General features: G+C 48.3%; 6 protein-coding genes. All 6 read left to right on the forward strand.

Going from position 1 to position 6,589, the window contains the following annotated elements; translation table 11 throughout:
* Positions 1 to 180, forward strand: a 180-nt coding sequence (locus tag V7K49_RS08015) for a hypothetical protein (protein ID WP_335205142.1), incomplete at its 5' end; no start/stop codon positions are given.
* 97 nt (positions 181 to 277) lie between these two features.
* The gene (locus tag V7K49_RS08020; RefSeq protein ID WP_335205143.1) at positions 278 to 1,624 is read left to right on the forward strand and encodes an HlyD family secretion protein; all 1,347 of its coding nucleotides are present in this window, start codon (positions 278 to 280) and stop codon (positions 1,622 to 1,624) included.
* Positions 1,621 to 3,600 (forward strand): ATP-binding cassette domain-containing protein, encoded by a 1,980-nt coding sequence (locus V7K49_RS08025; RefSeq protein ID WP_335205144.1) that lies wholly within the window; start codon positions 1,621 to 1,623, stop codon positions 3,598 to 3,600. Before V7K49_RS08020 ends, V7K49_RS08025 begins: the two co-directional genes overlap by 4 nt.
* A gap of 11 nt (positions 3,601 to 3,611) precedes the next feature.
* Entirely contained in the window at positions 3,612 to 4,778 is a 1,167-nt protein-coding gene (locus V7K49_RS08030; RefSeq protein WP_335205145.1) for an ABC transporter permease, read from the forward strand.
* Positions 4,688 to 6,067: an ABC transporter permease gene (locus tag V7K49_RS08035; RefSeq protein ID WP_335205146.1), complete on the forward strand. Its 1,380-nt coding sequence runs from the start codon at positions 4,688 to 4,690 to the stop codon at positions 6,065 to 6,067. Before V7K49_RS08030 ends, V7K49_RS08035 begins: the two co-directional genes overlap by 91 nt.
* 119 nt (positions 6,068 to 6,186) lie before the next feature.
* Entirely contained in the window at positions 6,187 to 6,315 is a 129-nt protein-coding gene (locus tag V7K49_RS08040; protein ID WP_442948654.1) for an SDR family NAD(P)-dependent oxidoreductase, read from the forward strand.
* Positions 6,316 to 6,589: the final 274 nt, after the last annotated feature.

The following is a 6,589-nucleotide window of genomic DNA, read 5'->3' on the forward strand; positions in this document are numbered from 1 at the left end:
TGCCGAGTCATTGAGGAGCCGTGTAATGGGAAACCATTAAGCACGGTTTTGAAGACCAGCGAGTTTCGTGAGGGACTCGCTGAGTTTACTCTTGAAACCGTTGATCCAGTTCAATTTGAAATTCAAAATCCAGATAATTCAAAATTGGAAAATTGGAAAATTGAAAAATTATTTAATTAATTTTGAATTTTGAATTGATAATTTTTAATGCTTCGTGCGAAGCGACGGTCAATTAACATCTTTTCTAATTCTGTTACTCTTTATTTTGGCAACTGTGATGACGCAAACCCAAACTGATCCGCAAAATGACTCGAAGAAACCTGACAAAGCTGTTAAGGAGCGCGAACCCGCCCAAGCAGAGCAGCCTACTAAACCTAACTCTGTGGGAGAGAAAGAGAAACAGAAACCCTGGCAGAAGATTTCTAAACTGATTTGGGTTATTGGTACCGTCTTACTGCTAGCAGGGGTGGGATATGGCGTTTACCGTCTGTTTTTTTACAGTCCTGCGGCATCAGGACTATCTCTGAGTGGACGGATTGAAGGCTACGAAACTGATGTCTCTGCCAAGATCGGCGGTCGAGTTGCTCAAGTCTCTGCGCGAGAAGGCGACACTGTTAAACCCGGTCAAATCCTCGTACAAATTGACGACTCTGACTTACGCGCTCAGTTGCAGGGAGCGATCGCACGAGTGCGGGCTGCCGAACAACGATTGCAGAGTGCCCGTCAACAATTGCCTGTGTTGCAGGCACAGCTTAAACAAGCCAGCTTAACGACCGACCAATCTACTCAAGACAGTCAGGGACGTGTGCTGGAAGCAGAGAATGCAGTTGATCAGGCGCGTTCTAATTTAGCTGAAGCTCAAGCTAATTCAGTGCAGGCACAGTCAAAACAACGCCGTACTAGCCAACTGTATGCCGAAGGAGCAGTAGCAGCACAGCAGCTTGATGATGATAATGCTATTTTGGGCGTGAACCAGGCGAGGGTCTCTGCTGCTCAACAGCAGGTAAAGTCAGCGGGCGGACGACTTACTCAAGCACAGGCAACGCAGCAAAACACGCCGATTCGTGCCGCTGCGGAACTCCAGGTGCAGAAACAGATTGACCAAGCCAAGACTGACACTGCGGTATCGCAGCAGGAAGCCCAGGATGCTTTAGCAACCCAAGCACAGATTCAGGCAAATTTGAATTATCTGGTGATTAAGAGTCCGATCGCAGGAGATGTAATTACACGATCGATAGAACCTGGCGAAGTTGTTGCCGCAGGCGCACCGCTCTTGACACTGGTGAATCAGCAGAAGCTTTACCTGCGTGGCTTTGTCGAAGAAGGGAAAATCGGTCAGATCAAACTGGGGCAACGGGCACAGGTTTATCTTGATTCGTTTCCCGATCAGCCGTTGGAAGCAACGATCAGCCGGATTGATCCCAAAGCAAGCTTTACTCCAGAGAACACCTATTTCAAGAAAGACCGGGTGACGCAAGTGTTTGGTGTCGAACTCACTCTCAACAACAATGGACAGGGAAAAGCAAAGCAAGGGATGCCTGCGGATGGGCGGATTCTTCTACCAGAATCTGAGCCGAAGCGATCGTCTACGCTGATGCCTGACTTTCTCAGCTTTAAGCCATGACACAAACTCTTCCCGCACGGGCTAACACTCAGCGCCCAAATGCACCGATTATCTCCATCCGTGATTTAAGTCACCGCTACGGAAAACACGCGGATGAAGCCGTCGCCGGGATCAATCTAGATGTCTTTCCCGGTGAGATATTTGGGTTAATTGGTCCCGACGGTGCAGGCAAAACAACCACGTTTCAGATTTTATCGGGCGTGATGCCTCAAACCAGCGGCATTGTTGAAGTATTGGGAGCGACACCGAGAGAGGTACGCCCCCAGATGGGCTATTTGACTCAGCGTTTTAGCCTTTACCTAGATATGAGTGTTTTGGAGAACCTGAAATACGCGGCAGGTTTGCGAGAAGTAAGTGATGCTGACCTTAAGACTCGCAGCGATCGCTATTTTGGGTTACTAGACTTAACCCGCTTTAAAGACCGTTTAGCCGGAAAACTTTCGGGCGGCATGAAACAAAAACTTGCTTTGTGCTGTACGCTGATCCACAATCCACGAGTGCTCTTGCTTGATGAGCCGACGACAGGCGTTGATCCCGTCTCGCGGCGAGAGTTTTGGGATATTTTGGCGCAGCTTTCGAGTACGGAAGGCATTACTACTGTGGTTGCAACACCCTACCTAGACGAGGCGGAGCGCTGTGACCGCATTGCCTTTATGTATGAGGGCAAGATTCAGCAGAGCGACACGCCCGCTAATGTGAAGGCAAGCTTAGGAGTGCAGCGATTAGAGGTATTTTTGCCTGTTGCCCAATTGGATCAGGCAGAAGATACGCTCACCAGGAATGTTGATTTTCGAGAAACTATTTCTGATGTGCAACGCTTTGGCGATCACCTTGATGTGCTGACTGCCCAGCCTCAGCAAACCACGAAGGATATTTACCGAATTTTAGAACAGCAGCAGATTCAGGTCGAGAACGTTAATATTGATTCGCCCACGCTTGAAAATACCTTTGTGTCAAGGCTACGTGATCTCAAAGGTGATGCGGCGGCTGGCGAATATCCGCGTATCGATCAACAAGCGAAATCTACGGGAACGGCGATCGGGGCAGAACATCTCAACAAAGTATTTGGAGATTTCCATGCCATTAACGACTTCAACTTAGACATTCAATATGGTGAAGTGTTTGGGTTATTAGGCGCTAACGGTGCCGGAAAGACAACTGCGATTAAAATTTTGTGTGGATTGTTGCCCGCGAGTTCTGGCAAGGTTTCGCTTGCAGGTGCAACGGGCGCATTACGCAGTGCGTCGGTGCGTCAAAAAATTGGCTATATGTCGCAAAAATTCACGCTCTATGATGACTTAACGATCGGTCAAAACTTGGATTTTTACTGCGGTGTTTATAGCATTCCCCTTCGCCATCGTCACGCCAAAAAACAATGGGTGCTAGAAATGAGCGATCTGGTCGGTCAAGGCAATATGATGACGGGCGATCTTCCTGGTGGTTGGAAGCAACGGGTTGCCTTCGGTGCCTCAGTCATGCACGAACCCAAGATTCTGTTTCTCGATGAACCCACATCGGGTGTCGATCCCCTGGCACGACGGCAATTTTGGCGCTGGATCAATGAGTTTGCTCGCAATGGCATGGCAATTTTAGTCACCACTCACTACTTAGAAGAGGCGGAGCAGTGCCATCGTTTAGGCTTTATGGTAGCGGGAGAATTGGTTGCTCAAGGATCTCCGCGTCAAGTCAAAGATGCCCAACCGGGGCAATTAGTAGAGTGGGAGTGTGCCCCGTTACAGCAAGCTTCAGACCTGCTCAAACAACACTTCGATCGCTCACGAGTCTCGATTTTTGGCGATCGCTTGCACACCGTTCTAGATGATCTTCAAATGCAAGTGCCTCAAGTCGAACAGTGGCTCAAGGAAGATGGCGTTGACGTGCATAGCCATCGTGAAATTGAGTTCTCGCTAGAAGATGTGTTCATTGGTGTAGTGGATCAAGCGCGGCAACGCGGTCTTGATGTCCCCACAGACTAGGAAAAATCATTATGGCAATTCGATCAAAACGCATCATTGCTCAAATCATTAAAGAACTAACTCAATTGGGACGCGATCGCCTGACGTTGGTTATGGCACTAGCCCTACCCTTGGTGCTACTTTTGGTGTTTGGCTTTTCAACCTCCCTTGATGTCAACCGCATCAACATTGCGATTCAAGACTTAGATAGCACCCGTATCAGCCGCGAGTATATTTCCACTTTTGAGCGCACCAACAAATTTAAACTGGTTGCCCAAGGATCAAGGGTTAACGTGCCTCGGCTGCTGGACACCGGACAGGCTGCTGCTGGGGTCATTATTCCACCAGAGTTTGCGCGCGATCTGCGGCGACCTGAGCGAGAAGCTCAAGTGCAAGTATTGGTAGATGGTACTGATGCGAATACGGCTAACCTTGTACGGGCTTATGCTAGAGCAACGACCAACGCCTTTACCGAAAACCTGCGATCGCCCGGTTCATCCACCACCAATTTGATCGCCGAAAATTCACGACCCTCTGGCTCTGCGACTCCAGTGACCCTACAGACCCGGCTCTGGTATAATCCCGGTCTGGAAACTTTGAAATACATTGGACCCGGAGCACTGGCAATCACAGTGACGCTGTTTCCAGCATTACTGGCAGGGCTAGCGACCGCAAAAGAAAATGAACAGAATACAATTACTCAAATTTATGCCTCTAGCATGACGGGAGCAGAGTATTTGTTGGGCAAAGCCGCTGCCTTTTGGTTAGTAGGCATGGCAGAAGTGCTGCTTACTCATGTCGAGTCGTGGGGCTTTTTCGGACTATGGTTTGCTGGAGATCCGACACCTGTCATCGTTGGGTCGGCACTGTATATTGCCTGCGTTGTCCTATGGGGTATTTTTATCGGTGCCAATTCCAGCACTCAGAGTGCTGTTATTCAGTCGGTCTCCTTGACAGCTTTCTTACTATCTATGCAATTTTCTGGGTATATTTACCCGATTTCTAATATTCCAATCTATATTCGCTGGATTTCCGTGCTCGTGCCTGCCCGCTACTACATTTTGCTCACGCGCGATGCTTATGTGCGTGGCGTAGGTTGGATCGGCGTATGGAGTTCGATACTGGCATTAGCCGCGTTGACAAGCTTCTTTTTCTTTCTGGCGTGGCGCAAATTGCAGAAAATGCAGGTAGAAACATGAGGCATAATCTGATGACAACTTTCTTCGATCGCATTTTAGGCAGCCGCTTTTGGGCACTTTTTCGCAAAGAAGTTTCGCAAATTCTGCACAATCGCCAGTTATTGACTCAAATCTTGATACCGCCTACTCTTTTGCTGATACTGTTCGGGTCTGCGCTGAACCCAACGTTTGAGAACCTGCGGGTTGGCATCACCGACTATAACCATAGCCGGGCTTCACGAGAATTTCTTGAACTCTTTAGTCAAACCAGCGCCTTTGATATTGATCGGTACTACGCCAATGAGCAGGATATGATGGCAGATTTAGCGAAAGGCAATTTGACTGTTGGCATCACGGTTCCCTCGGAATTCGATCGCGACCTTGCCCGCCAACGCCCGACGCAAGTGCAGGCACTCTTCGATGCTGTAGATGCCAATACTGCTAGTATCGCTTCTGGCTATTTGAGTCAGTTGGTGGGTGACTACAACTCGCGACGTTTGGCTAGCAATCAACGTCGTCAAGGCACAGGGATCACCGCAACTAATGGAATAAGTTCAACCACGAACAACTCATCTAATCCATCAAACCCCACGAGTACGGCATCGACTACGACCAATGCTCTGGCTCAATTGGAAAGTTCAGGAGCTAATGCAACCCTACAACGCAATCAAGTTCAACTTGTAACCACGCTCTTCTACAATCCTGGCTTAGAAGGTTCTTGGTTCATCGTAACTGGAACCATTGGCATTTTGCTAACTACGATTGGTCTTCAAGCCGCTGCTTCCTTAGTGGTAAGTGAGAAAGAAGCAGGAACAATCGAACAACTGCTGATGACACCTGCTTCTAACACCGAAGTCATCATGGCAAAAATTGCGCCGCTACTGGTTCTGCTGACCTTCGATGCTGTGACTGCACTTACGGTCGGAAAAATTGCTTTCAATTTGCCGTTTCGAGGCAATCTTCTGGTGTTTTTGAGTATCTCAGTGCTCTATTTTTTGGTAGGAATCAGTATCGGCATCATGATTGCCTGCTACGTCAAAAGCCAGCAACAGGCACAGCTGATCTCGTTCTTTATCAGCCCACCGCTCATCCTCTTGTCTGGAGGCAATTCACCCATTGCCTCCATGCCAACCTATGTGCAGTCGTTGACTTATCTTGATCCACTGCGTTACTACATCGAAGTTTGTCGTGGCGTGATATTGAAAGGAGTTGGGCTGGCAGAGTTATGGTCTCAAGTGCTGATTCTGTTACTGTTTGCGATCGTGCTACTGGCATTGAGCATTCGGCGGTTTCGCAATCAATTAACGTAAGCGATCGCCAAGGCTGGGCTGTGTTAAGAAGCGTTGCACATTCCGTCTTTGGCTCCAAATAGAATCGATTACAGGAAAATCATAAATACATTGGAACATAGCAGTAAAAGGATAAAGCAATGACGAAGATCGCATTGGTAACAGGATCGAGCAGAGGACTTGGTAGAAATGCCGCTTTGACTCTTGCTAGAAAAGGGGTCGATGTCATCGTGACTTACCATAGCAAGGGTGAGAAGCTCATTATATAGTAGCTGAGAGCGAATATCTCAGTGTTAAGCTGGGACGTGGTAACAACTCGTGCAATTTGGCCCCCTTATGATACTTAATTGCCCGAATCGTCGCCATACCCGAAGTACATCCGCCATAAGTCCTCTCTATGTGCGGAGGCGCACCGCTCGTCCGTGACGTATTTTTAGCTTTTAAACAACCAATACGGTTCGGTTAAGCTCTAAGCGGTACTAAGAATAGAAAAAGTGAGTGTTTCTAATTTAGCTCCTTGCCCTCTATGTATCGGTTTCTTGG

It is taken from the genome of Nostoc sp., from assembly GCF_036919675.1.
GTDB lineage: Bacteria > Cyanobacteriota > Cyanobacteriia > Cyanobacteriales > Nostocaceae > Nostoc.